The following is a 26,418-nucleotide window of genomic DNA, read 5'->3' as shown; positions in this document are numbered from 1 at the left end:
GGATCATAAAGTCATTGTTCTGCTGATTTTGATTCCCTATAATGTAGGTTTTAATATAAGTTCTTTTCATGTACAGAATAAAACGCTCAGTAAAAATCTTAAAGAAGGTTAAGCTATTGAAAAAGGAGCAGTACGTAGAGAAAATTAATCAATCTTCTCTATCTAATCAAGAGGAAGATTTAAATTGGCAGCCTGATAGTGAACGTGACTTAAAGCGCTACCGTCGTTCTGATAGTAACGATGAGAGAGATTATGATGATATTACTAGTGAAGTTGAGCTTAATCAGGAATTGATGAGTGCCATTAGAAGTAATGACTTAGAATTAAAAAAACTAGAAAAAATTAAAAACCTTATCCAGAGAGGAGCATATGTTAACTTTCAAGATTCTAACGTTAGGCATAATACACCTTTACATGCAGCTGTTCGTAAACAAGAGGTTGAAGTGGTTAAGCTGCTTTTAGCAGAAGGAGCAATTCAAATCAAGAATGATAACAGTAAAATACCACTAGATCTTGCTAGACGTCTTGGTAAGAAAGATATTGTGCTACAGTTGGAGAAAAACATAGTTCTAAAAAGGGGAAATACTGGGGAAAATAAGCCAGAAGTTGATCTTCCAAAAAAGCCAAAAATTTCTTTCATGAAAGAATCTAAAGAAATAAAAGAAGAGAATATAGAAAGTAAATATCCTGCTTCTGGGCTAAAGCATACTCTTCATGGAAGTATTTATCAGCTAAAATTGTTAATGTTGTTTTTAAAGCGCGGATTAGATCAAGGATACTCTTTTCGTTTGGCTACAGAGTGGGATGATGCTGAAAAATTTGATGACTTGGTGTTTATGTATGATGATTCAAAAGGAAAAAATTATCGTTTTTTGCAAGCTAAACATAAACTAGATGAGAAAAATAACAAAATCACAATAGGAGACTTACTTACAAAAAGTAAGGATGGTGAATTTAATTTAGAGAAGTATTTTGTTTCTTATTTAAGAATTAAGAAGAAAAAAGAATTTAAAGATTGTAACCTGAAAGATTTTATCGTTTGTACTAATATTGGTTTTGATATGGATAATTCAGTGCAAGATCAAGTAAAGAAGCTTAAGGAAGTTAGTTCTGGAAAGAATAAAGGAAAAAAAGTTTTAGTTGAGGCAATTGATGATTATGATAGCTTCTTTAACACAGATACTGGTATAAGATATAAAATAAAATGTAATGATGACTTAGTATCGTATTTAAAACAAGGTAACGAAGTGCAAAATGAAGTGCGTGGACAGTTAGTAGATATTATAGATAAGGAAATAAAAGAGTTTTTTAAAAAATTAGTATTTGCAGTGGGTCAGCCTAATGAAGTCAAGCTTGGTAAAATGCTTGAAGATGAAATAAGTGAAAACTTTAATACAAGACTTAATTATATCGGTCAGTTAAGTAAAGACGCTTATAACAAGTTTGAGAAAGCAATACTAGATTGGTTCAAGGAAAAGGAAGGACGATTTTTTGATAACGAAAAAGTAAAAGACCTTTTTATGAAAATGGAACAAGAAGTTAATAGTTTAAGTATACTAGAAAAAGAAGTCAAAAATATAGGGCAAAAGGTGAGTGAAGTGCATTCGCATATTATAGCGGGACAGAACAACAAACAAGTAGAAGAACATGTTTGGTTTAATATCAAAAGTCCGTCAAAATTATTTACTGGAAGAGAGGAAGAACTAAATAAGGTGCATTTGGCATTGCAGCATACTAAGGAGAGAATAGGAGTAGTATCACAGGGGTCCTCAATTAGCGGTTTAGGGGAATTGGTAAAACTGAGTTAGCCAGAGAGTATGTTCATAGATATGCTGAGGAGTACAGCAACAATATCATATGGATAGATGCTGAAAGTTATCAAACTCTTACAGAATCTTTTTGTAGACTAGCTTCCGATAAATTGAAAATTAATATAAAAAATGCAGATGGTATAGACAAACAGATAATTTCTATAGTGGAAGATGTATACAAATTTTTTGCTAATCGAAGAAGTCTTTTCATTTTTGATAACGCTGAGAAATTTGAGAATCTCAGTAAATTCTTACCACTACATTCTTTCACACCTGAAGCTAATAAACCTTATGTTTTGATTACCTCTCGTAATCGAAATTTGAGAGCAGGGATAGAAGTTATAGATCTAGATAAGTTAAAATTAAATGATTCGATAGAATTTATAAAAAAAGGGCTATTCATAAATGATGAGCTTCAAGACCAAGAAATAAAAAACTTAGTAGAAAAACTACAGCATTTTCCTTTAGCTATACGGCAAGCAATAGCATATATTAATGATAGAAAAGTAACAGAAGAGTTTAGAGTTAGTGATTATTTAAAGGAATATGAGATAAAGACAAAAGATTTGCTTAACTATAAAGTACTTCACGGGATTAATGATGACTATATTAAGACAATTTTTACAACTTGGGAAGTTACGATTAATAAAATAGAAAACTATAAAGAATATGGGCAGCTAGCTTTAAATATTCTTAATATTATGGCTTACTTTGCATCCGAGAACATCTCAAGAGCAATGTTTTTAAGTTTAGCAGGTGGTAATGAAGAACAATTAAAATCAGCTGTCCATTTGCTTATAAATTATTCTATGGTAAATGGTGAAAAAGAGCAAAGCGTATTGAGTATTCATAGACTAGTTCAAGAAGTGACAAGGTTAAAACTGCAAGAGCAACAAAGAAAGAAATTCTAAGAGAAGCTCTAAAATTAATAAGCAACACTGTTCTAAGAGAGGAAGACATGGTTCACGTTACTTCCATTTTGAATTATTCTAGTAGATATAGTAAATTGATAGATGACTCTTATCTTAGTTCTACTTATGGTGAATATAAAGACTCGCCATTGAGTCTACTTGTCAAAAGTAATAAAGAAGAAGCAGTAGAAAATATATTAAAAACCCTGAAAAAATGGAATTATCCAGCTAAATTAATTAAAGTTGTCAACGCTGTTAATGAGAACGGTTATTCTCCTATACAATTTGCTATTGAGAATAATAACTTAAATATAATAGATAATCTTCTGGAAAATGGTGCTGATTTTGATGCCTTATGTGGAGATGGTATGACTCCTCTACATTTTGTTGCTTTGTTTGGTAACTTGGAATTAGCAAAACACCTTATAGATGAAAAGAATATTAATTTAAATCCATTAGATGAATATGGCAACACCCCTCTACACACTGCATGTGAAAATGACCACATAGAGTTAGTCGAATATATTATAGGTGCAAAGCTGGTCAATCCTGATATCCCCGGTCAAAATGATATGACACCTTTACATTTTGCTGCTGAGAGGGGTAGTATAAAATTAGTAGAGTATTTAGTAATAAAAAAGGTTAATGTAAAACACGAAAGACTCTTATAGTCATACACCCCTACATTTAGCTGCCGAAAGAGGCTACTTAGATGTAGTGGAGTATCTGGTAAAAGAAGGTGCTATTTTAGACGCAAAGGATTATCGCAAAAATACACCTCTGCATTTGGCTGCTAAGAACAATCATTTAGATGTAGTGAAGTATCTGATAAAAGAAGGTGCTAATTGTGATATTAAATTTGACTACGGGTGGACTCTTCTACATCTTTTTGCTCGAAAAGGTAATTTAGATGGGGTAAAACTTCTAATGGAGAATGAGGATTTTAGCAGTTATTTTATCACTCGAATTAATGCCCATGACAAGAATCAAGGTACTGCCTTGGACATGGCTGCTCAACTTGGTCACTTAGAGATAGTAAAGCTTCTAAAGGAAAAACATGCTAGTGTTTTGGGTAACGCAAGTTTTACACCCCTACATTTAGCTGCCGAAGGAGGCTACTTAGATGTAGTGGAGTATCTGGTAAAAGAAGGTGCTATTTTAGACGTAAAGGATTATCGCAAAAATACACCTCTGCATTTGGCTGCTAAGAACAATCATTTAGATGTAGTGAAATATCTGGTAGAAAAAGGTGCTAAAGTTGATATTAAAAATAATCGAAACCTTACCCCTCGAGATTTAGCTAAAGAAAAATTTAATCAGAATCCACAAATTTATCAAGAAATTATAGGTATTCTTAAGTCTAAACCCATTAATCGACAACAAGAGAATGACAATATGTATCAAATAGGTGAAGTTTCGGCTGAAAAATGCCTACCCAGTACAAGTGGATATAGCGGAAGAAAAAGAAGAGAAGTTGGTGGTAAAGAGTGTTTATTCACATGGGAAGATGTAGATGAATTTAATGTTGAAAAAGATGAGAATAGAGATTTAGGTAAGATTAAGATAGATAGCGAAAAGTTTGTTAATTACATTAAAGATTTGCCAGAGGGAAAGCGTAGTCAGCTAATTCAGCTAGCAGATGAAGTTAGAGTTACAGGTAACTCTCAAGGTCTAGTCAATAAGCTAACTAGCAACCAAAAAGTCATGAATCATCTAAATAGAGCAGGAAGAATCTCTGGTATGACTATGCATGGAATGATGGCTAAAAATGTTTTAGCTGACTTTTTAAATGGTAATTATCAAGGGGTAGCAGTTAATATAGGCTTTATTGCCGGTGGTCAAGGATTTGCTAAAGTTGCTGAAGCTGCATCTATTAAAGGACTAGAATTAGCCTCGAAAGGAAAGTTTTTACTCAGTAGGTCTTTAAAAGCAGCATCACCTTTTCTCGCTCGTGGCACTTCTGCCTTTATTGCCTATGATCTAGTAAATCAGGTAAAAGCATTTAAAAATGGTACGGAAGGAGCATTGGTTGGCGTAGTAGGAGATAGTATTTACCTAAGTGTTGATGCTGCAGAGATTGGCATAGAAGTAGCTGAAAGTTTTGCAATATTAGAAGGGAGTGTCAAGTGTTACTGGACCAATTGGGTCAGGAATAGGCGCTGTAGTATTTGTTGGCACTGATGTTTACATGGCAGTAAAGAAAGTTGATAAGATTGATCAAATTATTCACCTAACTGGAAAAGAGAAGTTTATTGAAGGTTTACGTGCGTTTATCGGTATGCAACCTGAACAATATATAGAAGAGCTAATGGAAGGAAAACAACTCTATAACCAATTAGTTAAGCAAGGGTTTGAGTATTTGAAGGAGCATAGTAATATTCAAAGCTATGTATTCCCTACTAGTAAGTCATCTGTGGATTCTTGTCGTAAGGTACCATATCAACAAAACATCTGTAATATGGCTAGACTTAGCATTTTATGCCTTAGAAAGGTTAATGTGACATTTTATGCTGAAAAATGTACAACTAAGTTTGAGATAGATTGAGACAGTACAGTATTGCTTGATAGAAAAAGGACCGATATAAGATGGAGCAGAGCAAGACCGGATAATCCAAGTGGTGGAAAATTGTTTTGTTTCTCGCAGGGAAATGACGAACCTGCGCCAAGTTATGGGTCATATTTATGTGAAAATGCAATTGGTTTATCTAATAACAAGATAGAAGGATATACTCTAATTGATTTAGGAGAAGGTAAAGATTATGCCAGAGGATTTAAGGATAGTCAAAACATATTTGTAGTAAATGATGGTTCTAAGGAATATTACGGAGGAAATAAGAATGATATATTTATTTTACAGGGAGATCTTATAGGAGGATCCTTGTACGGAGAAGATGGAATTGATACCTTAGATCTCACTGGATTTGCTCATGGTGTTGTCACTGTAGATGTTTACTTAAATGCAAACATTGGTATTACCGTATATAAGCACCATGGTTATCATAGTTTTAAAATTAATTCAGTGGAAAGAGTGTTTGGCAGAAAAGTTGAGGGAGATCATATATTTAGTGCATGTGAAACTAAATTCGTAGATGGCAATGGTGGTGCAGAAGATCAACTTGATTATGTACAGATAGAAAACAATGACTGTGTCTATGATATACAGGTAATAATTAAACCTTATACTGAAATAGATAATATGGCACTAAAGGGTAACTTTAGCTATATTCTACCATCTCAAAATGGTAGCGCATCTGTTAAATTACTTACTAATTTGGAAAGTAATCATAGGTTTACATTTGGCTATGTGCTTGCTGATGTTCAGAGTATTGATGTTGAAGATCAAAATAGTATAAGGTTCAATTTTTTCTCAAAAGTAATAAATAGTAACTTTAGTATATCTATCTCATATAACATAATGAACAATATAATCTATCAATTAAAAGACAGTGCTGAAATAAAAGTAGGCAAGGAAAGAAATTTGTATGCAATACAGAGTACTAATAAAACTATTGATGAAATTATAGAAAGTTACCCAGCTATAGCGAATAAACTCAATATGACTATTGCTGTACAATCTGTTAATGAATATATATTGGTTGGCCATGAAAAATGTGAGGTGCTTCAAAATAACCCGATTCATAACAGTCACTTGATTAAAAATGGTGGTGAGAATATATACGTAATTACTATAGCTTCAGGTAAGCAAAGATATGACCATAGTATTTTTTCTATACCAGAAGTAAACATCTATAATCTTGATAAAGGAAGTTCAATAGATACATTAGATTTACGAAAAGTGATAAAAATCATACAACAAGATGATCTAAGAGTGCATATTGGCCTGCCAAGAATTTATCAAGATGGAAATGATTTACTAGTTAAGTTAGAAGCAGAATTCGGACAAAGTTTTCCAGCAGAAGTGCTGATGGTAAGATTAAAAGACGGTTTGAATTGGTATGAAAAGCTTCATATTATCTCGAATAATATACCTATGAAAATAAGTTCTGAATTAGAACTAAAACCACTACCTTTGATATTTGAAAAGGATAAGGAGATTATTGTTGTAACTGGTCAAGATGTGGAGGAAGGTACTGAGCTTATCATTTCTAGAAAAGGAGAAAACTATAGGTTTGTTCGTAGTAATGATAATGATCTAATGATAACTAATGCTTTTGATTCGACTATTACTAGAGATGATTTTTGCAGTATTACACTTAGTGAATTCTATAAAACACCTAAGATGAAAACATTATCTATCAAATTTGCTGATAAAGGGATAGTGTTAAGAGATCATGAAAAGGAAATAAATGCTGCAAGAAACGTGGATAGTGTGAAAAGAGAGTATAAGGATCAAGTATATAATGATGTTTTCAGCAAATATAAACAGCAAAATGTTGCAATTAGGCATAGAAGACATAAGGAGTACAGTGATTTAGATAAAAGATTTTCAGAAAATATTAGAAACAGTAGCACAAAAGCATCTTCATGGATAAATGATTTATTTGGTTGGGTAAAGAACTCTATAGGTAGGTTTAGAGCTGCTCTGCCTGAAATTTTAGCAAATTATTCCAATACAGCTGGTACTAGCCAATTTAGTAGCGAAGTTTGTATCAGTAATAATGTTGGTTTAGGATTTCTCTTACTACAAAGTTTCCTAGATAGAAAATATCCTCTGCCTAAGTTTTGTTCTGCTACTCATGAAGAAGTTCTGGCTGATACACTTGATATAATGGAAGAGTTTAAAAAGACACTTAAAAAAACAGCTAAGCAATCTGGTGTATCAGTAAAAGGTTTTGACTTTTTTAAAGTGTATTCAGATATAGCAGGTCATGTAAGGAACGAAAGATATTCTAAAATACCAAGTACATTATATTCAGCCGTAAAAGAAGCTTATCCGAAAAATGAGAAGTTTTTGAGTACTTTCAAAAGCAGTATTGGGAAGATGCTAGATAGGCAGAAAATGGTTAATAATCATAATCAGGAGCAAGGTATAGCTAATGTAGATCCTTCATTTTTACTTAATAGGATTGTTGTAGAATCTGTGAATAACGGGGGCTTGAAAGGAGTTAATTGTGCAGGTCAAGTTGCTTAATCTCATCTACCGAAAGGCCAGTGATTTTAGCGATAACATCAATAGAGACACCGACCTTGAGTGAGTTTCTGGCAACTTCAATTTTACCTTTTTCATGGCCGATTTGGATGCCTTCATGAAGTTTTTCTTCAAGACTAGATAAATAATCATCGGTACGTTTCTTAGCTTGGTCATAAGCAAGACGTTCTTCTTTACTCCAATTATATTGGTTCAGCTCATCATAAGCCCTGCCAATAATTAAATCACTTCCTATTATTCTCTCTAGCTCTTGTTCACTAGTTTTGTCTGCATATCGTTGTCTAAGTGAAGAAGGTCGCCCCTCCTCACTCGACTTCAAAACCGTACGTGAGACTTTGCGCCTCATATCGGCTTCTCTCCAATTTGGTGCTTTTCATGCACACCTCCTGTGTAATTCATCATGACAATGTCCATGCAACAAAGATAAGTTTTTGATCATATTATTTTCCCTGTTTTGGTCTCTATGATGTATTTCTAGAATATCATCACTCTTGAACCAAAGTTGACATTGATCACACTTACTTTGTTGTAACTTCAACAGCTTTATTACTTTCGGTGATTTATCTAGTATTCTATTAAGACGATTCCCCCAATAAACCCAATCACCATCATATGGGGTCTGGTTTTTTGCACTTTGATATGTCGTTTAATAACATGATCGCTGTGTATAGTAAGACGTACCTTGTTACTTGTCATAAAGCGCCAGTTTTCGTTATTATATTTCTTAAAGTACCTTCTTTTTATCCAGCATCTCCCTTTGTTTGGGTGCCTAAAAACTGCCCACTTCCAGAATTTTCTATGCATAATATTATCCAATGAGCTAAAGATTTTACATGAAACTACCGAGGAGTAATATTGACTCCATCCTCTGTTTATTGGATTGAGATCCTTTATCACCCGTTCTTGTGGTGCTCTACGCATTTCTCTGAGTTTATGTTTAATAGCTAGTGTATGCTGTTTTATAGAATTACGACTTGGTTTACTTGTAACCTTTCTTACTTTCTGTTATTGGATATTATCTTATTGAAAATCCAAGAAAATCAAATCCTGGTTTTGTTTCGTCAATGGTTCTTAATGTATGAGAAACTCTTGTTTTAGAGGGCTTTAATTTTAGTCCAATGGTTTCTAACCATTCTTCAACTAAAATTTTTGCTTTAAGAATAATCTCTTCATTTTCATGTATGATGACAAAATCATCACAGTAGAAAATTACACTAATAGACTTTTACGCGTTTTTATGCGGTATCTTACCATATTTTCTTTTCATGCACTGAAAGAGTTCGTTTGTTAAAGCTTTTTTGACATGTTGCTCTAATCCGTGTAATGCAACACAAGCTAGCAACGGTGAGATCGTCCCTCCTTTAATTGTACCACGTTTTGTGGATTGAAGCTTTCCATCTTCCATAATACCCGCTCCTAACCATCCTCTTATGATTTTCTTTAGCGTTGGTATGGTGTTGAGTTTTTCAAGCAATGCATAGTCCCAAAATTGGGAGAAAAATCCTGGAGGTTCTGTCGCATCTATAAACCATAGAAAAGAAGATCATTAAAGTTGGGATTATAGGAGTTATAGAGCCATTAACATAGCAAAATTCTCAAAAGTAGAAACATTGTCATTAGCTCCGATAATTTGTTTTTTCTGAATCATGCGAATATTTTCTATACCTGTAATAGTAATCTTTGCGGAGTGCTGCAGACTTGTCTCTACTAACACACAAGAGGAAGTCTACAGTATTACCAATAGTGCTCTATATAAATAAACCCATTTACCGTTTAATTTAATGTAGGTCTCTCCAACTACTACCAACCTGCTTCTTTCTTTTCCTTACTGCCTAATCTATCAGTGGTAATAAACCACTTTGTAACGTAGCATGGTCAATTTTTGCTCCCCTTATACTCATAATTTCTTCCAAATCTCGATAGCTCAAAGAGAATCGACATTTCATGTATACAGATAACATCGCTGAAAAGCTAAATCCTTTGAAGTATGGCAATAATTTTTGATTGATACGAAACATCTTTGCTTTATTTTTAGACAATTATATCATTCTTCTTTCTACTTCCCTACAAATGCGACAGAACCGAAAGAACTTGCTCTAGAAAGACAAAAAAAAGTGTTCAACATTGTATCGGGATTCCAGCGTCACGCACTGGAACAACAAGAAAAAGGGTGCTGGCATGACATTAAATGATTTTCCTTATTTTAGCATTAAACGCGATGAAGAAAATCATTTATAATTGCTATAGCAACTAGTGTTGAAACCTGACGTACCTTTTGGCTTGACAAACGAGAGTTTTTATCTGATTTGACAACAAGGGCTTCTAGATGACTTTGAAAGTAAATATTACCATGCTTATCTTCGATAGCTTCTATTACCCCGTCATTGGCAAATGCTGCAATTTTATATCCAAGTAGCTCTAGCCTTCTTCTATTCTCTGTAGTATTACTTACTGTACCTGAATGAGCATTCGGAAAATAAGTTGAAAACCAGCCATTTTGATTAGGTAGTAAAAATCTAGCTACCACTTTTTCCAAACGACTACCTGGAACAATTTTTATCTGCTGAAGAGGCATATTCTCTTTTTGTGGATAGGATGCTGATTTTAAATGATTCTTCTCATCATTAACAACATTTGTTATTTCAATTTCTTTTGCATGCATAATGTCTTGTAAACCACCGCATATGGCAAGCAAATGAATTGTAGGATTGTCATCTACTATTTTTACAATTGCTTCATTCACAAGCTGGCGGTAAGGGTTAAGAGCTGAATGAAAGTTATCTGAAATAAATATTCTGTTTATCTTTTGCTCTTTGATAAATTTTGCAACTTCAACTTTTATTCGATCTAGTATCAGCTTTTTTGCCAATATTTCATCTTGTTTTGCGAACTCTTCTTGGATTTCTTTTAGATTAATTATTTTGTCGTAGTCAATGAATATAGTTTTAACCCCAAAATTATTGAATATCTCATAGATATTTTGAGATTCATCTGTTTGCAATAAACCAACAATTATATTATAATTTACTGCATTTTCTGCTGTCAAAGCAGATAATTCTTTGTTTACTTTTTCACTATAAGCGATATTACTTAATAGTAGAAATGTAATTAATAGTATATTAAATACTCTATTGTAACATTTATGCATTATTTCCTAAATAATTATATTAATATTGTAATATATTATAGAACATTAAGAAAAAGAATGTGGCCTGAGCAGGAATCGAACCAGCGACACAAGGATTTTCAGTCCTTTGCTCTACCAACTGAGCTATCAGGCCAACTACGTACTTTTATTTTTAGACAAAAAACGTTATTATGTCCATCAAAAGTTTTTGAAGTATAGAAACAAAAAATGAACATTAATAACAAAATAGGAATTTATCCTGGTACGTTTGATCCTATAACTTTTGGGCACCTTGACATAATAAAAAGAGCATGTAAGCTAGTCGATAAGTTGATAGTCGGTGTTGCAGAAAATGTTAACAAACATACTACCTTTAACATAAAGCTACGCACAAGCATGGCTGAAAATGAAGTTAAAGGAGCAGAAATTAATGCAGATGTTATATCTTTTAATGGGTTGCTCGTGAAGTTTGCCAAAGAGCAAAATGCCTCTGTTATTATCAGAGGACTGAGGGCAGTATCAGATTTTGATTATGAATTTCAAATGAGTTGGGTAAATTATAAGCTCTCCCATGAAATCGAAACCATATTTCTTCCTGCATCTGAAGACACTCAATTTATCTCATCAAGTTTTGTGAAAGAAATAGCGAGATTAGGAGAAGATGTTAGCAGCTTTGTATCACAAAATGTCCAAACCGAATTGATTAATCTAAATAGGGTAAAAAATGGAGAATAAATATTTGTTGTTTTCTCCACTTCAAAGCGGTTATGCTCGATGTACAAAATACTATAAAATAAAGGAGCAGTATGTCAGAAGTGAGGGATAATAATCTAATAGTTTGCTGCCGTGGTGATGAGAATGATGATGGTTCTGGTCATCCAGTAGTATATTTACATAAAGAAGGAGAAATGTATTGTCCTTATTGCAGTAAGCCCATGAGTGAAATAGTAAACTCCGAAGAATTTCAATCTGTTGAGGTGAAAGCAGTGAACAAAAAGGAAAGGACCAAAGGTTAATAGCACTTCATTCTTTAGCTTATGTAAATAGCAATAAAGGGGGCAGTAAAGATCAAACTGTCCATACGGTCAAGTACTCCTCCATGGCCAGGTATTATACCTCCACTATCTTTAACATTGTAAACTCTTTTTATGAGTGATTCAGTAAAATCTCCAAGTTGGGCTAGAATAGCAATTGTAAAGCCAATTATTGGGGAATAGAAAATTGGAAATAAACTCAAAAATATTGAACCAAAAATTGTACAAAATACTCCAGCTAAAACTGCACCTAAAAGCCCTGACCAAGTCTTTCCAGGACTAATAATTGGGCAAATTTTAGCACCACCAAAGTTTTTACCAAATAGGTAAGCGGTAATATCGATGCTCCAAATGGTTAAGATAAGCCATATTAATTCATATTTTCCCTGTGGTAGATTATATAAGTATATCAGCGATGCATTTGGTAGTGCAATGAGTAGTAATGCGAAAATGTATAAGATTCTATTGCCCTGAGTTAGATTATACCATTCAAAAGAAGATAAAACTGCAATTGAGAAAATTAGTAGATAAAACGATAAATCACTGAAATATGTGGCAAAAGAAAATATAAGTAATATGACTATTGAGGACAGTGTTCTCACCATAAAATTATTATCTACCATATTTTTTCTCTCTCTTTGTATAATCTGCTAATGCTTTACTCAAATCTTGACAAGAAAAATCAGGCCATAAAGTATCACAAAAATACAATTCAGCATAAGCTGCTTGCCATAGTAAAAAATTGCTTAACCTTTTCTCGCCACCAGTGCGAATTAATAAATCCAATTTTGGTAAATCTTTAGTATACAGAAATTTTTCAAATTCCTCTTCCAATACGCAATCAATATTTCCTTTTATGACGTTGTTGATAGCATGTATAATTTCCTGCTTTGCTCCATAACTAACTGCAACAGTGAGTAATAGACCATCGTTCTTATGTGTCACTTCTTCTGCTTTTTTGATTTGATCGAATATTTTACTGGGCAATAGACTTAAATTGCCAATAAAATTTAACTTAATGTTACAATTGTAAATGAATTTCATTTTATCTTCATTAATTAAAGTGGAGTAAAATAAATTAAATAGGTAGTCTGTTTCGTTTTCAGATCTGAGCCAATTTTCCATGGAAAATGCATACAAAGTTAAGTAAGATATGGCTAAGGTTGTGCAATGTTTAGCAATATCAAATGCAACTTCACTGCCTTTTCTATAACCATCAATTTTTACCATTCCTTGATTCTTTGCCCACCTACCATTACCATCCATAATAATTGCTAGATGTTTTGGTAGAGATTCTAGATTTAACATTTCAATTCAACCTGTTATTCGGTTTTACCAATATTACCCATATTAGGTTAGCTTAATTTCTATGTAAAACGTTCACTATATTCACCTGAACTACATTATTACTGAAAAATCATTGATAGTCTATACTCTACTCTATGAATAAAGTTTTCTGAACCTCGGTGTCAGCTACCAGTGATTTTACTAAGAAAATATGGCAAAAATGGTCTAAATTGAGCGTGTTTTCTTAATTTGATGCGTATGGTTTATTTAACACCCTCTTAAATTTATAAAGCAAAACCTTGGATACAAACACTTTTTAAGCTATGTCATGATATGTAACTGACTTGCATTTTTTCTTTCCGTGTCCCACTTAAGACATTACTAGGCCCATTTTTATCTTCTAGTAGTTTTATAATATCGCTAAGACTAGAATGACTACACATGGATTTTAACTCTTCAAAAGGAGTAAAACCGATTCTATTAACAACTTCCTGATTTCTTAGTAATTCTATTGTATCTACGTAGTTAAGATTATCACGATAAAATATGAGTCGAAATTTTTTAATGTTAAAAGAAATGATATTCTCAACAACCCCCTGATTTTTTAGTAGTCTTACAATATCGCTAAAGAGTAACTTATCATTACAAAGTATGAATTTAAGTTTTTCATAATCAATAAAATTGATGTGCTCAACAACTTGTTGATTTTCTAGCAACCTTATAATCTTGTAACTGCTACTAGTATAATTGCTACTATTAAACTTATCGCTATTATGAATGAGTTCAAATTTTTCATAATCAATAAAACAGAGGTATTCAACAACTTTTTGATTTCCTAATAACTCCATAATATTTTCACCACTAAACTTATTACTCTTGAGTATAAGTTGAAGCTTTTTATCACCAATAGAGTTAATTCGATCAATAGAACTCTGATCTTTTAGTAATTCTGTAACATTTTGCTCACTAAGCTTACCATCACTCTCAACTATCATCCATTGAATAAGACGGATATTCCTAATATCATTTTGATTTTTTGGTGGTATTTCCACATCTGCATCGTTGTAAAACTGAACATCATCAACACGTTTTTCATTAATTCCTTTATTTCCTAGTGCTTCTTTAGCAAAGTTATTCGGATCATTTTTTTCATCTTCCTCGTAATCAAAATTATCATAATATCCATAATCTTCTTCATTCTTTTCGTTACCACTACTTTCGAATTCATTATTGGTATTGCAAACCTCTTCACCTTTTAGTATTTCTAGAATATTGCGCTCCGAAGGTGCATCATTTAGCATGGAACTAAACATTTCATCATCGTAATCGTTGATGTGATTAACAATGCTCTCATCTGATAGTAATTCTTCAATACCTTTGTAACTAAACTTATTATTATACTTGCATAAGATTTCAAGTTTACTGTAATTCATTGAATTGATGCCATCAACAACTCTTTGACTTGATCGTAATCTTATGTCATAAGCCTTACATATCAGTTGAAGTTTTTTGTTATCTAAATCCTCTGCATTGTCTGCTTTATCAAAATCCATAATCTTATTTCAATTTACTTAGTATTTTAATTTTAAACATATAAAAAGAAATAATCAAGCATAAGGCCTAATGAATTTATTAGTTTATTACATGTCTCTTTTCATGTATAAATTTATAGAAAGTTTTATGTAGAAGTTATTTTATGAGCAAAATTATAGAAATAAGAGCGCCAAAAACTCTTGGTGGTGAATCGGTTACGGAGGGTATAGTAAAAATAAAGAAAAATATCGGTGAAGCAATAAAAGTAGATGACTTGATCTTTGAAATTGAGACTGACAAAACAGCACTCGAATTAACTGCAGAAGCTTCAGGACAAATAACCGAATTTTTTGTGAAAGAAGATGATGTAATTAGCCCTGATCAGTTACTGGCAAAACTTGCTGTAGGAGAAATAAAAGAAGAAGTGAAAGAAGAAAATAAGGGCGAAAGCGCTGCTAAAAAAGATGCCCCTTCAGCTCGTAAAATTATGGAAGAAAATGCAATCAGTGCAGAAAGTGTAAAAGGAACTGGCATGGGAGGCAGAGTAACCAAAGCAGATGTGATAGACCATATGAGTAAGGCTGAACAACCTGCGGTAAAACAATATGAATCGCCAAAAAGCGTAGCAAGTGGAGAGAGAAGAGAAGAACGAGTGAAAATGAGCAAAATAAGGCAAGTCATTGCTGCTCGTTTGAAGGCATCACAAAATACTGCTGCAATACTGACCACGTTCAATGAAATTGACATGAAAAATGTCATGGATCTCAGGGCAAAGTATAAAGAAACTTTCGAAAAGAAATACGGAATAAAACTTGGTTTTATGTCGTTTTTTATAAAGGCAGCAGTGCAAGCGCTGAAAGAAATTCGTGAGATTAACGCTGAAATTTCAGGTGATGAAATCATATATAAAAATTACTATGACATAGGCGTTGCTGTTGGCACTGACAAAGGTCTTGTTGTACCAGTTATTCGTGATGCTGATCAAATGTCATTTGCTAAAATTGAACTAACTTTAGTTGCCCTTGGCAAAAAAGCACGAGAAGGTAAGCTGCAAGTATCGGAAATGGAAGGTGCAACATTTACTATCTCAAACGGTGGCGTATACGGTTCACTTCTCTCTACTCCAATAATAAACCCTCCGCAATCTGGAATACTTGGCATGCATACTATACAAAACAGGCCAGTTGCTGTGAGTAGCTCAATTGAAATCAGACCTATGATGTACATTGCTCTCTCTTACGATCACAGAATAGTTGATGGTAAAGGGGCAGTTACTTTCCTTGTTAAAATCAAAAATTACATAGAAGATCCAAATAGATTAGTTTTAGAAATTTAAGCAGGTTAAAAGCGACAAGTAAGTTTTTCTGAAGTTTTCAAGGTGGGTGTTACAGTTGTACAAACATTTGCAAAGGTAACTTATACGAAAAATGGTCAGTGTTTACTGTACGGACATTGTAATCTATGCCGGCTTTGTTGCATGGCTACTAATGTGAAGGAGTGATGGAAGAGATTTATGAGATAAGTTCGAAAATAGGCATACCGATATCAGAAAATTTGTTAATCAAGTAGCATTGTAAGAGCATCTCTTGAGAGCGGTTTATCTCAGATTTATTCTTAAAACTAAATCCAAATGTTTTTTTGAGTCTAAAGAAAGAACTCTCAATACGTGACCGTATTCCATACCCTGTCTGCCTTTTCCATTGAGTTAAATTGCATCTTTTTCTTATATTAATGTTGTTATTTCTTTCCGAGAAGTGGTCTATATTGTCACAGATTTTTGCATTCTTTCTTGGCTTTATAATTGGTTTCAAATTATATTTATTGCATAATTGATATAAACTTGTTGTATCATAAGCTCCATCTGCACAAAGAGACTTAATCTTATAGATATCGCATCAACTATGTTTTTTAAAAATTTTTTATTTGTGTAATTCTGTAACTTTGTTCAATCATGTGGGCAATAAAAATCCGTGTGTCATAGAAATAAAATTTTATATCAAACAGCTGCCATAACAATTTCTGCTTAGCTAATGAATATGTGCTTTAAGTCTGTGTGGACGCACATATTCATTAGCCAATTTCAGTTACCATTGTGAAAGTATGCAAATTAATTGCTTCTTTAAGTCTTGCATTAGCAATTACTATAATTTTTCGCATTAGAGCTGTTATAGCTACCATTTTCTTCTTACCACTTTCAACAAGCTTGAAATAAAAGGCACCAAGTACAGATTTGGACCTTGCAGCAGACATGGCAGCTGTAAAAAGCTTTTTACGGACACTACTTCTACCACCTATAATCCTTCGATAACCAACAGCTTTACCACTTTCCCTAGGATTAGATGCAACTCCGTCAAGACTTGCTACTTCTCTTCTGTTTAAGTAACCAAGCTCCGGTATTAAACACAGAAAATCTTGTGATAACTTTTTACCTATTCCAGGAACTGTTTTAAGGATTTTTTGATGTTCTTGTAACTCATGGATTTCATCAATGATTTTTTGTATAGTATTATTGAGTTCATCTATTTGGCTATTAAAGAATTCAATAGTTTTTTGACAACTTTCTCTTATATGGTCGTTTTCAGGTGCTTCCAGTCTACATTTTTCCTGAGTTCTCATTTGCGTGATGTCATCACGACGTTGACAAAGTGCAACCAAGGTTGATTGTTTTTCAGAAGTAGGTACAAATAGAGAGAGTTCTATGGCATTCAAATCCATATTGAGCAAGAACTCTTGCATCTGATTTATCGGATTTTGCTAAAGTTCCGTGAGATAAAATAAAACTTTTTACTTTGCGGGTATTAGCTCGATGTACGGTGATATTCTTGTCAATAAGAAAATTCGACAAACCAAGCTCATATTTTCCTGTATTTTCTAAAGTCACTAAAGAATTAGGTAAGATATCTGAGAATTTTTGACACAATCGTTGCCAACCAGAAGTATTATTGTCAAATTCGACAGCATTCTTCTGCTTGTGAACTGCAACAATATTCTTGAATTTTCCGATGTCAATGCCAATAAAATTTTGATAAGATCTAACCATGATAACCTCGATAGTTTTATTAATTTAAGATTGTAAACGGGTGCATATATATGTCCCACACAACTATTCAAACGTATCGAGAGATGGGCTAGTGTACCTTGATGCGAACAGTTGTAATACCAACTTCCTCTCGGTCGCACACGCCCGTGATAACCCTATTCCTATAGTGAGTAGGGTTATCTTTCCCTCTTATCTCTTTTATATCACATTTTTAACTTACAATCTTCATCAGAATTAATAATGTATTCTACCTTTTTATCTAGTTGTTTTTGCATTTTAGCTTTTTCTTTGGCATTTTGAGCATCTAAACAAGAAGAAGTAATTGTTAGCTCTTTGCACTGCAGCTGAAAGCGCAAAAACTAGAGCAGAAAATACAGCACTACCAATAATAAATGGAAGGCCAACACTTAACGCTGCAACTGGAACTAAGAAACTAACATAAGGAGCTGCAGCAAACACTCCTGATGCTAACAAAGTTGCTATAGCTAAAGTACTACCCCTTTTTTACAGTAAAGGTAGCAAAAAAAGCTACAAATCTATGTAGTATTTAAACTCGCTTCTACTGGGACCTGAACCTAATCCACTACAACATATCAGAAAACATTATCTCTATTTTTTCTGATTACACACTGAATTTTTTCTCAGCATAATGATTATGAGATTGCTTTTTAGCTTGGTTTTACTCAACTAAAGCTAAGTTATTAGAAATTACCTGGTTTATTTGAGCGTTAGCAATATGAGTATCTTGTTGTTTACATTTAGTACAATACATAATAGATGCAGCTCCAATAGCAGCTCCAACACAAGCAGCTCCAGCAATTAAGGCAATTTGATTAAAGTCTTTGTTATAACCTTGGTTAAATCCTTCACTGTAGCCTTTTTTGTAGCCCTCCATATAACCATCTTCATAACTTTTTTGTTGTGCAAAAAACCCATAAGCGTATGTAAATAATGCTCCTCCTGCAGCGTAAAATATACCCTGTATTCCAGGTTTGATTATGTCTGGAACAAGCCTGACGCCATTCTTTATTTCTTGTACTATAGAAATTGTTGTTAAGTTCTTTATGTTAAAATCATTGATATTCATTGCTTTTTTGTAAAAAAATTAAGCTATATGCTTTATATCTTAACATTAATTTGGTTTTAAAACAAATTAATATTTTAATATAGGTTTTCTCTTTTGTAAGAATCTGCTTTTCCTTGTTTTGTATGAACTTAGAAAATTTTTATTAATAAATGACTTTAGGTTTAAAATTGAGGAAGTGGTTGCTATATATATCAGCAAATATGAGTTAAATTTATATTATGGACTTGAATAAATTTACTGAAAAAGGAAAAAGCCTAATTCAAAGTGCTCAAATGAAAGCATTGGGAGCTGGGCATCAGATTTTTATGCCTGAACATTTACTTAAAGTAATGCTTGAAGATGAATCAGGTTTTGTTCAGGATCTGATAGGCTCTTGCGATGGGAATGTACAGAATATTTCTGATGCTGCGAATAATGCAATTAAAAAATTCCCAGTAGTTGAAGGGCCAGGGAGTGGTGGCCTTCAGCTTTCAAGAGAGGTAGCAAAAGTTTTTGAGGATTCAATCGGTATTGCGAGGAGGAATAAAGATACATTTGTTACTGTTGAGCGTTTACTGCAGGGTCTTGCTGCACAAAAAGATGATACTGTAGGTAAAATTTTAGCAGAAGGTGGTGTCACACCATACAAATTGAACTCGGTTATTGCAGAAATGAGAAAAGGTAGCAGTGCAGACTCGCCAAATAGCGAGGAAAAATTAAATGCGGCAAAGAGATATACAAAAGATATTACAGAGCTTGCTATGCAAGGTAAGCTTGACCCTGTAATTGGTCGTGATGAGGAGATCAGAAGAACTATGCAGGTATCGCTAAGGCGAACAAAAAATAATCCAGTGCTGATCGGTGAGCCTGGTGTTGGAAAAACTGCAATAGTTGAGGGTTTGGCAAACAGAATTGTTGCAAATGACGTACCACTTGGTTTGCGTGATGCAAAAGTTTTAGCTTTGGATCTGGGTAGCTTAATTGCTGGAACAAAATTTAGAGGAGAGTTTGAAGAAAGGCTAAAAGCAGTGATTAATGAGATTTCAAAAGCAGAGGGAAAAGTTATTTTGTTTATAGATGAGCTTCATACTTTAGTGGGGGCAGGAGCGACAAGTGGTGCAATGGATGCTTCAAATTTGCTAAAACCAGCTCTTGCGCGTGGAGAAATTCGCTGTATAGGAGCTACAACTTTGGATGAGTATCGTCAGCATATAGAGAAAGACCCTGCACTTGCGAGGCGTTTTCAGCCTGTGTTTATTTCTCAACCAACTGAAACTGATACTATTTCAATACTGAGGGGCTTGAAGGAAAGATATGAGGTACACCACGGCATTAGGATCACAGATGGTGCAATAATCGCTGCTGCAACGCTCTCTAATAGATATATAACAGATAGATTTTTGCCTGATAAGGCAATTGATTTAATTGATGAGGCAGCAAGTAGGGTTAGAATTGAAATGGATAGCAAGCCTGAGGTTATTGATGAGCTTGAAAGAAAGATTATACAACTAAAAATTGAATCAGAAGCTTTAAAAAAAGAACGTGATGAAAACTCTAAGCAACGTTTAAAAAAGATAAATGAGGAAATTGAAAGTCTAAACAGTAAATTTGCTGACTTAAGCAGTAAATGGCAGATAGAGAAGAATAAAATAGCTAAAATACAAGAAACTGCTGAAAAATTGGATAGCGCGAGGAAAGAGCTGGAGTTAGCTCAGCGTAATGGAAATTTAGGAAGGGCAGGGGAGTTGATGTATGGTGTGATTCCTCAATTTGAAAATGAGTTAAAAAATCAGGAAAAAGTTACTGATAATTTCCTAAAGAAAGAAGTTACTGAGAGTGATATTGCAAATATTGTTTCAAAATGGACAGGCATTCCAGTTGATAACATGATGCATAGTGAAAAGGAAAAGCTCCTTAACATGGAAAATGAAATAGGAAAAAGAGTAATAGGGCAGAGAGATGCAATTGAAGCGATAAGTAATGCAGTAAGGCGCTCCCGTTCTGGTGTTCAGGATACTAATCGACCTTTTGGTTCATTTTTATTCTTAGGTCCAACCGGAGTTGGAAAAACAGAGTTAGCAAAATCTCTTGCCGAATTTTTGTTTAATGATCAATCAGCACTTCTACGCTTTGATATGTCAGAGTATATGGAAAAACACTCCGTTTCAAAGTTAATTGGTGCGCCTCCAGGATATGTTGGTTATGAACAAGGTGGCAGATTAACCGAAGCAGTAAGGAGAAGACCATATCAGGTAATTTTGTTTGATGAGATAGAAAAGGCAAATCCAGATATATTTAATATACTACTGCAGATTTTGGATGAAGGTAGACTCACCGATAGCCATGGCAAATTAATTGATTTTCGTAATACCATACTAATTTTAACTTCTAACCTTGGAGCTGAGATGATGCTAAGAGGAGCTACCGAATCTGTGAAAGATGAGGTGATGAAAATAGTTAAGTTAGCGTTTCGTCCAGAATTTTTAAATAGACTGGATGAAATTATTATATTCCACAGCTTAACCAAAGATGAAATTGATAAAATTATAGATGTTCAATTCTCTTATTTACAAAAGATGCTTGCTAAGCGTAAACTGAGTATTAGTTTATCGCAAGAAGCTAAAGAACTAATAGCACAAACTGGATATGACTCTGAATATGGAGCGCGGCCTCTGAAAAGGGTAATACAAGAATGCATTCAAAATAATCTAGCTAAGTTAGTTTTATCGGGGAAAATAGTAGAAGGAGATGAGCTAATAGTGTATACTTCTGGTAACGAAATCTTAGTTAAAAAGATCTAGATTCGCTGTGTATTTTTGTTTTGAAAAATGTGTATAAATCATAATGTTAATGTTGAGTCTTTATTTAAGCTAGTTGATCAAGGGAATAAAAAAGAGAAAGAAAAAATTAAAGAGTTTATACAGTACTTTTATAATTTTGTTTATAATAGTGACCTAAAAGTCAACGATAAATTTCTTTTATACATTGCAGAAGATGCATACAACTTCATTCTTAAAAAAGAAAAAGAAGAAAGTAAATTGGCAGTAAGTAATGTAAATGATATTTCAGGAATAGAAGGCAATTTCACTATAATTAAAATCACAAATTATGACATGCCCTTTTTAGTGGATTCTGTCATTTCCACTATTAAGTCACACGGTTTAACTATATGCTATTATAGTAACAGCATAATTAATGTTCAAAGAAAAAATAGCCTAATAGATAAAATTCATCTTTTGGAAGAAAGTAATGGAATCAAAGAGTCAGTAATATATGTAATTATTAAAGGCATAAGTGGTAGCTTTGTTGATACACTAGAAGAATCTCTACGAAAGACGCTAAAAGCAGTTAACTGCGTTGTAAAGGACTGGCAATTGATGCTCAAGAAGCTTCTTGAGCATCCGGCATTGGATGCTGGAGGCAGAGATTTTCTAGCTTGGTTGAAAAATAACAATTTTGTATTTTTAGGTTATCAAGAATACATTACTAATAAAGAAGGAAAGCTTGCTATAAGTGGTAAGGAGAGCCTCGGGTTAATGAGAGCAAGTGAAGAGTACCAAAATTCATCAAATTCTTCTGAAAGCTTGAATTCTTTATACATACTAAGATCAGACCTAATCTCAATAGTTCATCGGCGTACCTATATGAATTGTATAGGAGTGAAAGAATTTAATGATCAGGGTGATGTAATAAGGGAACAGCATTTTTTTGGGCTATTTACTTCTATAGCAGAAGTGCAAGATATTCGAACTATTCCGGTAATAAAGGATAAGGTTACAACAATAGAAAAAAAGGCAGGATTTGTTCCTGGTGGCCATAACAATAAAGCTTTAATTTCCATTTTACAGGCATTTTCTTGTGACGAATTATTCCAATCAAATGAAGACGAGTTATTTGAAGCTTGCACCTCGATCATGTCTCTTGCGATTAGACCAAGAGTCAAGTTATTTTTGAGAAAGCTAGGGAACTTTATTAGTTGCATAGTACTGATACCGATGCGTTATGCTAGCGCTAGGCTAATGTTTAAGATACGTGATATATTGAAGGATGAAACAAGTGCAGGAAGTTCAGATATTTATAGCAATCACATTATCAATGAATATGATCTGATGAAATTACATGTAGTACTAAAGGCCAAAAATGCTAGCGTTCTTGATGATGAGGTTTTGCATATCGAAAACAAATTAAGAAACATTACGGAAAAGTGGGAAGATCGTTTTATAGACAATTTATATAATACTTTTAGCACTGTTGAGGATGTATTCATCCGCTATTCCAATGCATTTCCGGTAAGCTATCAAGAGAATTTTGAACCTCATGATGCATATTACGACATGAAAAAATTGGAGATAGTAAGGAAGAAAGGAGTAAGTGAGGTTGATTTGAGACTTACTTGTGACAATCTTAACTATCAGTTAAAAGTTTACACTCCAAGCAATGGTGGTCTTGAATTATCAAAGATATTAAAAATTACTAAGAATTTAGGAGCAAAAATTCTATCTCATAATGGTTATTATATAGAAATCAATGGTGGAATATGGATACACCACTTTGTGTTGTCAAGAGTCGATGAGTTAATAAGTGACATTACTCTGAAAGAGCAATTTGAAATAACGCTTGCAAAAGTGTTCAACAAGGAAATTAAAAATGACTATTTCAACAGTTTGATCATTATTGCTGGGCTCAAATGGAAGGAAGTGCTTCTTATTAGGGTGTTAAGTGCCTATCTAAAGCAGACGTTATTTAACTATAACCCAGAATATATCCAAAAAGTGGTCTCAGAGTACCCAAAAATAGTGAAATATCTGATACAGCTATTTCGTGCAAGATTCAATCCTAATATAGATATTGATAGAGCAGAAACTACTAACATTTTCCAAGAAAAAATTGAAGAACTACTAAAAGAGATCAGCAACGTTTCACATGATTACGTTTTGCGTTCGATATTTAGCTTGATAATGGCAATTTTGAGAACCAGTTATTATCAAGATGATAAGCCATACTTATCTATCAAATTTGATTCAAATAAAATAAATGGGTTACCTGACCCGCGCCCATACCGTGAATTGTATGTTTATTCAAACCTTTTTGAGGGAATACATCTAAGAGGAGGGAGGTTAGCTCGTGGTGGTTTGAGATGGTCGGATAGAACGGAAGATTTTCGCACTGAAGTTTTGGGACTCATGAAAGCCCAGATGACAAAAAATGCGGTCATTGTACCTGTTGGCGCAAAGGGTGGGTTTGTAATAAAGCAAGTTTATAAAGACAAAAACATTTTAAGGGAGAAAGGTGTTGAATGCTATAAGAATTTCATCAGAGGAATGCTTGATATTACTGATAATGTAGTTGATGGCAAAATAACTCCACCAGAAAATGTGATTAGGTATGACGAAGATGATCCATATTTGGTAGTTGCAGCAGATAAAGGCACTGCTTCATTTTCTGATTATGCAAACGAAATATCCTCTGAATATAACTTTTGGCTCGAAGATGCATTTGCATCTGGTGGATCAGCAGGTTATGACCACAAAAAGATGGGTATTACAGCCAGAGGTGCATGGATTGCAGCGCAGAGGCATTTTTGGAAAATGAATAAGGATATTTACCAGGATGCAACTGTTATTGGAATTGGGGATATGGCTGGCGACTTATTTGGAAATGGTATGCTGCTTTCAAAAAATATACATTTAATCGGCGCATTTAACCATATGCATATTTTTATTGACCCAAACCCTGATGCAGAAAAGAGTTTCACAGAGCGTAAACGCCTCTTTGAGTTACCATTTTCAACTTGGATGGATTATAACAAAGATTTGATTTCTAAGGGTGGAGGAGTATTTGAGCGTAGTAGCAAACAAGTAGAAATTTCTCAAGAAATGAAAAAGTGCTTTGATATAACGGAAGATACATTATCTCCAAATGATTTGATTCGATATTTGCTCAAGGCAAAAGTGGATTTCATATGGAATGGAGGAATTGGCACCTTTGTTAAGGCAAAAAGTGAAAGCCATGGCATGGTTGGCGATAAAGCAAATGATGAATTAAGAGTAAACGGTCATGATATTAGAGCTTCTATGTTTATAGAGGGTGGCAACCTTGGTTGCACGCAGCTTGGAAGGGTAGAATACGCTAAAATAGGTGGGTATATCAATGCAGATTTTATTGATAATTCAGCAGGAGTAATATGTTCTGATCTTGAAGTTAACATCAAGATTGCTTTTGTTGCAATTATGAAAGAAGGGGGAATTTCCTTGGAAAAAAGGAATGAAATACTGGCTAGCATGATAGATGAAGTTGCATCTAAGGTACTTGAAACCCATAACAGGATTGAAACAAAAGCATTGCTTCTTGAGTGCTTGCAAGCTAAAGAAAAGTTGGAGCAGCACCATAAATTATTACTTAGTTTAGAAAAATCTGGGCTGTTAAACCGAAGCGTAGAATTTCTTCCAACTGAAGAAGAGATAGCAAGGATGTTAACTGGTGCAGAAGGTTTCAGTTCTCCTCAGCTCTCTGTTCTAATGTCTTATGCTAGAACAGCAATAAAAAATGAAATTATACATTCCGATCTGTCTGAAAAAGATCTTATATCTCATGACTACTTGCTAGGTTATTTTCCTAAAAAGATGGTAACAAAGTTTAAGGATTCCATATTGAAACACCAACTTTGCAGGGAAATTATTTCTACTTGCATTGCAAATGATGTAATAAATAAGATGGGCTGTATATTTATTAATAACTTGGTTGAGAGTACTGGAATTAGAGTACATGAAGCAGTTAACATATATATTGTTGTGAATCACCTATATAATTTAAATAGCCTTTGGCATGAAATTGATGAATTGGATGGCAAAATTGATGCCGATTTGTATTTACAAATAGTGAGAAATGTACAAAAATTTATTGGTAGAGTGTCATTTTGGTTAGTAAAAAATCTTGGTGAACTTAATCTTACAGAACTAGATGATGTTACAAAATTTAGGGGTACAATTGAAACTTTAGGCCATGATGTTTTAGATGATCGCCTGTTAAAGATCTATAATCATGAATTAATCTCTTTGGTAGAGCTTAACATAAATAAAGATCTAGCAAAAAAGGTTGCTGATTTACGTATTCTTATTTATGCGCTGGACGTTATATCTATTGCTGAACAGACATCTTTATCAATCTTTGAAGCTGGTAGAATATACTTTAAATTAAAGTCGCTGCTAAGGTTTGATATGATTAGAACAATTGCTGTCAAGATTAAAAGCCATTCTTCTTATTGGGATCGCAGCTTAGTTAATGATTTATTGGACGATTTAAGCAATTACCATCACAAGCTAGCTGTTAAAGTCATAAAAGCTACTGATAATCATGTAGATAAGGTTCAAACTTGGGTTCTTAATGATAAGGATGATATAGAACGTTACAATAGTTTTTTAGATGAGATGGTTGCTTCTAAACTTGATTTAAGTAAATTAATACTCATAATCAGGAGAGTTAAAGTACTTGCTTCATAG

At 33.6% G+C, this 26,418-nt stretch carries 20 protein-coding genes, 1 tRNA gene and 4 pseudogenes; 11 read left to right on the top strand and 14 right to left on the bottom strand.

The window, feature by feature from the left end; translation table 11 throughout:
• Window positions 1–68 precede the first annotated feature (68 nt).
• The 6 genes and pseudogenes from EJB00_RS03455 (at window position 69) to EJB00_RS03430 (ending at window position 7,814) form a co-directional block, all read left to right on the top strand.
• Window positions 69–1,808 (top strand): ankyrin repeat domain-containing protein, encoded by a 1,740-nt coding sequence (locus EJB00_RS03455; RefSeq protein WP_225416325.1) that lies wholly within the window; start codon window positions 69–71, stop codon window positions 1,806–1,808.
• A gap of 113 nt (window positions 1,809–1,921) precedes the next feature.
• Window positions 1,922–2,722 carry a DUF7779 domain-containing protein gene (locus EJB00_RS03450; RefSeq protein WP_136132832.1) on the top strand — a complete coding sequence of 267 codons (801 nt, stop codon included), beginning with the start codon at window positions 1,922–1,924 and terminating at the stop codon, window positions 2,720–2,722.
• A 47-nt stretch (window positions 2,723–2,769) separates the two neighbouring features.
• Entirely contained in the window at window positions 2,770–3,393 is a 624-nt protein-coding gene (locus EJB00_RS03445; RefSeq protein WP_135352914.1) for an ankyrin repeat domain-containing protein, read from the top strand.
• 13 nt (window positions 3,394–3,406) lie between these two features.
• Window positions 3,407–4,903: pseudogene (locus EJB00_RS03440) on the top strand (ankyrin repeat domain-containing protein); the annotation flags it as partial.
• Window positions 4,842–5,267: a hypothetical protein gene (locus EJB00_RS03435; RefSeq protein ID WP_135352916.1), complete on the top strand. Its 426-nt coding sequence runs from the start codon at window positions 4,842–4,844 to the stop codon at window positions 5,265–5,267. The pseudogene EJB00_RS03440 and the gene EJB00_RS03435, both read left to right, overlap by 62 nt.
• Window positions 5,268–5,279: 12 nt before the next feature.
• Window positions 5,280–7,814, top strand: a complete 2,535-nt coding sequence (locus EJB00_RS03430) for a hypothetical protein (RefSeq protein ID WP_135352917.1) — start codon at window positions 5,280–5,282, stop codon at window positions 7,812–7,814.
• Here EJB00_RS03430 and EJB00_RS03425 read toward each other — a convergent pair.
• The 7 genes and pseudogenes from EJB00_RS03425 to EJB00_RS03395 all read right to left on the bottom strand — a co-directional run.
• Window positions 7,789–8,109 (bottom strand): annotated as a pseudogene (locus tag EJB00_RS03425) (Rpn family recombination-promoting nuclease/putative transposase); the annotation flags it as partial. The gene EJB00_RS03430 and the pseudogene EJB00_RS03425 overlap by 26 nt on opposite strands.
• Window positions 8,110–8,396: 287 nt before the next feature.
• The gene (locus tag EJB00_RS03420; protein ID WP_225416315.1) at window positions 8,397–8,774 is read right to left on the bottom strand and encodes a group II intron maturase-specific domain-containing protein; all 378 of its coding nucleotides are present in this window, start codon (window positions 8,772–8,774) and stop codon (window positions 8,397–8,399) included.
• 73 nt (window positions 8,775–8,847) lie between these two features.
• Window positions 8,848–9,042, bottom strand: a complete 195-nt coding sequence (locus EJB00_RS06595) for a reverse transcriptase domain-containing protein (RefSeq protein ID WP_225416314.1) — start codon at window positions 9,040–9,042, stop codon at window positions 8,848–8,850.
• Window positions 9,043–9,057: 15 nt separating this feature from the next.
• Window positions 9,058–9,237: an RNA-dependent RNA polymerase family protein gene (locus EJB00_RS03410; protein ID WP_051063868.1), complete on the bottom strand. Its 180-nt coding sequence runs from the start codon at window positions 9,235–9,237 to the stop codon at window positions 9,058–9,060.
• Window positions 9,238–9,399: 162 nt separating this feature from the next.
• A pseudogene (locus tag EJB00_RS03405) lies at window positions 9,400–9,850 on the bottom strand (DDE-type integrase/transposase/recombinase).
• Between the two features lie 191 nt (window positions 9,851–10,041).
• Window positions 10,042–10,980: a gamma-glutamyl-gamma-aminobutyrate hydrolase family protein gene (locus tag EJB00_RS03400; RefSeq protein WP_135352788.1), complete on the bottom strand. Its 939-nt coding sequence runs from the start codon at window positions 10,978–10,980 to the stop codon at window positions 10,042–10,044.
• 60 nt (window positions 10,981–11,040) lie between these two features.
• Window positions 11,041–11,113: transfer RNA gene (locus tag EJB00_RS03395), tRNA-Phe, on the bottom strand.
• A 74-nt stretch (window positions 11,114–11,187) separates the two neighbouring features.
• Between EJB00_RS03395 and coaD the strand changes: the two genes are divergently transcribed.
• Both coaD and EJB00_RS03385 read left to right on the top strand, forming a co-directional pair.
• Window positions 11,188–11,694 (top strand): pantetheine-phosphate adenylyltransferase, encoded by a 507-nt coding sequence (gene coaD, locus EJB00_RS03390; protein ID WP_015587724.1) that lies wholly within the window; start codon window positions 11,188–11,190, stop codon window positions 11,692–11,694.
• Between the two features lie 71 nt (window positions 11,695–11,765).
• Window positions 11,766–11,975: a zinc-finger domain-containing protein gene (locus EJB00_RS03385; protein ID WP_015587723.1), complete on the top strand. Its 210-nt coding sequence runs from the start codon at window positions 11,766–11,768 to the stop codon at window positions 11,973–11,975.
• A 14-nt stretch (window positions 11,976–11,989) separates the two neighbouring features.
• Here the strand turns inward: EJB00_RS03385 and EJB00_RS03380 are convergent, their stop codons facing one another.
• The 3 genes from EJB00_RS03380 to EJB00_RS03370 all read right to left on the bottom strand — a co-directional run bounded on the left by EJB00_RS03380 (window position 11,990) and on the right by EJB00_RS03370 (window position 14,833).
• On the bottom strand, window positions 11,990–12,616 hold the full coding sequence (locus EJB00_RS03380; protein WP_015587722.1) for a phosphatidate cytidylyltransferase: 627 nt from the start codon (window positions 12,614–12,616) through the stop codon (window positions 11,990–11,992).
• Window positions 12,606–13,301, bottom strand: coding sequence for a polyprenyl diphosphate synthase (gene uppS, locus EJB00_RS03375; protein ID WP_015587721.1), 696 nt, complete (start codon window positions 13,299–13,301; stop codon window positions 12,606–12,608). Before uppS ends, EJB00_RS03380 begins: the two co-directional genes overlap by 11 nt.
• Window positions 13,302–13,606: 305 nt before the next feature.
• Entirely contained in the window at window positions 13,607–14,833 is a 1,227-nt protein-coding gene (locus EJB00_RS03370; RefSeq protein ID WP_135352787.1) for a hypothetical protein, read from the bottom strand.
• Between the two features lie 143 nt (window positions 14,834–14,976).
• Here EJB00_RS03370 and odhB point away from each other — a divergent pair, with 143 nt between their 5' ends.
• Window positions 14,977–16,149: a 2-oxoglutarate dehydrogenase complex dihydrolipoyllysine-residue succinyltransferase gene (odhB, locus tag EJB00_RS03365; RefSeq protein WP_135352786.1), complete on the top strand. Its 1,173-nt coding sequence runs from the start codon at window positions 14,977–14,979 to the stop codon at window positions 16,147–16,149.
• 175 nt (window positions 16,150–16,324) lie between these two features.
• Here the strand turns inward: odhB and EJB00_RS03360 are convergent, their stop codons facing one another.
• The 4 genes and pseudogenes from EJB00_RS03360 to EJB00_RS03345 all read right to left on the bottom strand — a co-directional run bounded on the left by EJB00_RS03360 (window position 16,325) and on the right by EJB00_RS03345 (window position 18,940).
• A complete protein-coding gene (locus EJB00_RS03360; protein ID WP_081600808.1) occupies window positions 16,325–16,693 on the bottom strand; it encodes a transposase in 369 nt (122 codons plus the stop codon).
• Between the two features lie 190 nt (window positions 16,694–16,883).
• Window positions 16,884–17,853: pseudogene (locus EJB00_RS03355) on the bottom strand (IS110 family RNA-guided transposase).
• A gap of 276 nt (window positions 17,854–18,129) precedes the next feature.
• A complete protein-coding gene (locus EJB00_RS03350; protein WP_041581305.1) occupies window positions 18,130–18,327 on the bottom strand; it encodes a hypothetical protein in 198 nt (65 codons plus the stop codon).
• Window positions 18,328–18,532: 205 nt separating this feature from the next.
• Complete coding sequence (locus EJB00_RS03345; RefSeq protein WP_015587718.1) at window positions 18,533–18,940, bottom strand: hypothetical protein; 408 nt, start codon at window positions 18,938–18,940, stop codon at window positions 18,533–18,535.
• A gap of 218 nt (window positions 18,941–19,158) precedes the next feature.
• Here EJB00_RS03345 and clpB point away from each other — a divergent pair, with 218 nt between their 5' ends.
• Together clpB and EJB00_RS03335 are read left to right on the top strand one after the other, a co-directional pair.
• Window positions 19,159–21,720 (top strand): ATP-dependent chaperone ClpB, encoded by a 2,562-nt coding sequence (clpB, locus tag EJB00_RS03340; protein WP_135352785.1) that lies wholly within the window; start codon window positions 19,159–19,161, stop codon window positions 21,718–21,720.
• Between the two features lie 27 nt (window positions 21,721–21,747).
• Entirely contained in the window at window positions 21,748–26,418 is a 4,671-nt protein-coding gene (locus EJB00_RS03335) for an NAD-glutamate dehydrogenase (RefSeq protein WP_135352784.1), read from the top strand.

The organism is Wolbachia endosymbiont of Drosophila mauritiana (assembly GCF_004795975.1).
Lineage (GTDB): Bacteria > Pseudomonadota > Alphaproteobacteria > Rickettsiales > Anaplasmataceae > Wolbachia.
This window is presented reverse-complemented; position numbering and strand designations above follow the sequence as displayed.